Source organism: Luteococcus peritonei (assembly GCF_039526385.1).
Lineage (GTDB): Bacteria > Actinomycetota > Actinomycetes > Propionibacteriales > Propionibacteriaceae > Luteococcus > Luteococcus peritonei.
In genome coordinates, this window is the sequence record NZ_BAAAIX010000044.1 from 1 (window position 1) to 2,113 (window position 2,113).

Annotated in this window: 2 rRNA genes; both read left to right on the forward strand. The window is 56.0% G+C overall.

The features are described from left to right. Positions 1-47: 47 nt before the first annotated feature. A 16S ribosomal RNA gene (locus tag ABD073_RS15505) occupies positions 48-1,564 on the forward strand. Between the two features lie 323 nt (positions 1,565-1,887). Then, positions 1,888-2,113, forward strand: a 23S ribosomal RNA gene (locus ABD073_RS15510); the annotation flags it as partial.

Here is a 2,113-nt window from a genome sequence, read left to right on the forward strand (position 1 = left end):
AAGCTTGTTGATTGACGACGTTCCCACTGTGTGGGTGTCGATATTTTTCAACGGAGAGTTTGATCCTGGCTCAGGACGAACGCTGGCGGCGTGCTTAACACATGCAAGTCGAACGGTAAGGCCCTTCGGGGTACACGAGTGGCGAACGGGTGAGTAACACGTGAGTAACCTGCCCTTGACTCTGGGATAACAGTTGGAAACAGCTGCTAATACCGGATATGAACCCTTTTCGCATGATTTGGGTTGGAAAGCTCCGGCGGTCAGGGATGGACTCGCGGCCTATCAGCTTGTTGGTGAGGTAGTGGCTCACCAAGGCTTCGACGGGTAGCCGGCCTGAGAGGGCGACCGGCCACATTGGGACTGAGATACGGCCCAAACTCCTACGGGAGGCAGCAGTGGGGAATATTGCACAATGGGCGCAAGCCTGATGCAGCAACGCCGCGTGCGGGATGACGGCCTTCGGGTTGTAAACCGCTTTCAGCAGGGACGAAGCTAACGTGACGGTACCTGCAGAAGAAGCACCGGCCAACTACGTGCCAGCAGCCGCGGTGATACGTAGGGTGCGAGCGTTGTCCGGAATTATTGGGCGTAAAGAGCTTGTAGGCGGTTTGTTGCGTCAGAAGTGAAAACTCAGGGCTTAACCCTGAGCCTGCTTCTGATACGGGCAGACTAGAGGAAGTTAGGGGAGAACGGAATTCCTGGTGGAGCGGTGGAATGCGCAGATATCAGGAGGAACACCGGTGGCGAAGGCGGTTCTCTGGGACTTTCCTGACGCTGAGAAGCGAAAGCGTGGGGAGCAAACAGGCTTAGATACCCTGGTAGTCCACGCCGTAAACGGTGGGTACTAGGTGTGGGTCACATTCCACGTGATCCGTGCCGCAGCTAACGCATTAAGTACCCCGCCTGGGGAGTACGGCCGCAAGGCTAAAACTCAAAGGAATTGACGGGGCCCCGCACAAGCGGCGGAGCATGCGGATTAATTCGATGCAACGCGAAGAACCTTACCTGGGTTTGACATATGCCGGAAACGTCCAGAGATGGGCGCCCCTTTTTGGTCGGTATACAGGTGGTGCATGGCTGTCGTCAGCTCGTGTCGTGAGATGTTGGGTTAAGTCCCGCAACGAGCGCAACCCTCGTCCAATGTTGCCAGCACGTAATGGTGGGGACTCATTGGAGACCGCCGGGGTCAACTCGGAGGAAGGTGGGGATGACGTCAAGTCATCATGCCCCTTATGTCCAGGGCTTCACGCATGCTACAATGGCCGGTACAAAGGGCTGCGAACCTGTAAGGGTGAGCGAATCCCAAAAAGCCGGTCTCAGTTCGGATTGGGGTCTGCAACTCGACCCCATGAAGTCGGAGTCGCTAGTAATCGCAGATCAGCAACGCTGCGGTGAATACGTTCCCGGGGCTTGTACACACCGCCCGTCAAGTCATGAAAGTCGGTAACACCCGAAGCCAGTGGCCCAACCCTTGTGGAGGGAGCTGTCTAAGGTGGGACTGGTGATTAGGACTAAGTCGTAACAAGGTAGCCGTACCGGAAGGTGCGGCTGGATCACCTCCTTTCTAAGGAGCCTGTGGCAGCCAGGTTTTGCTTGGTTGTCCATTGCCCGGGTTTCCACGGCGAGTGTTCGTGGGTCTGGGTGGCACCGGATTGTGGAACATTGACTGAAGGATCGGCTGTTTGCTGGTGTCTTAGTACTGCCTCTTCGGGGGTGTGGAACGGGTGTTGGTGGGTGGTTGGTTCGTGAGCACGTTGTTGGGTCCTGAGGGGTCGGTTGCTTTGGCAGCGCCTTCTAGCGGACCAGTGATTGCCGGCCTTTGGGTTGGTGGTTCTGGGCTCGCCCGTATTTTGAGAACTGCACAGTGGACGCGAGCATCTTTGTAGAAAACAAGCTACTAAGTGCGATCGGTGGATGCCTAGGCACCAAGAGCCGATGAAGGACGTTGTAACCTGCGATAAGCCATGGGGAGCTGGTAAACGAGCTGTGATCCGTGGATTTCCGAATAGGGAAACCTTGAAATACCGGAGTCATGTCCGGCAACCTCTTCCTGAACACATAGGGAAGTTGGAGGGAACGTGGGGAAGTGAAACATCTCAGTACCCACAGGAAA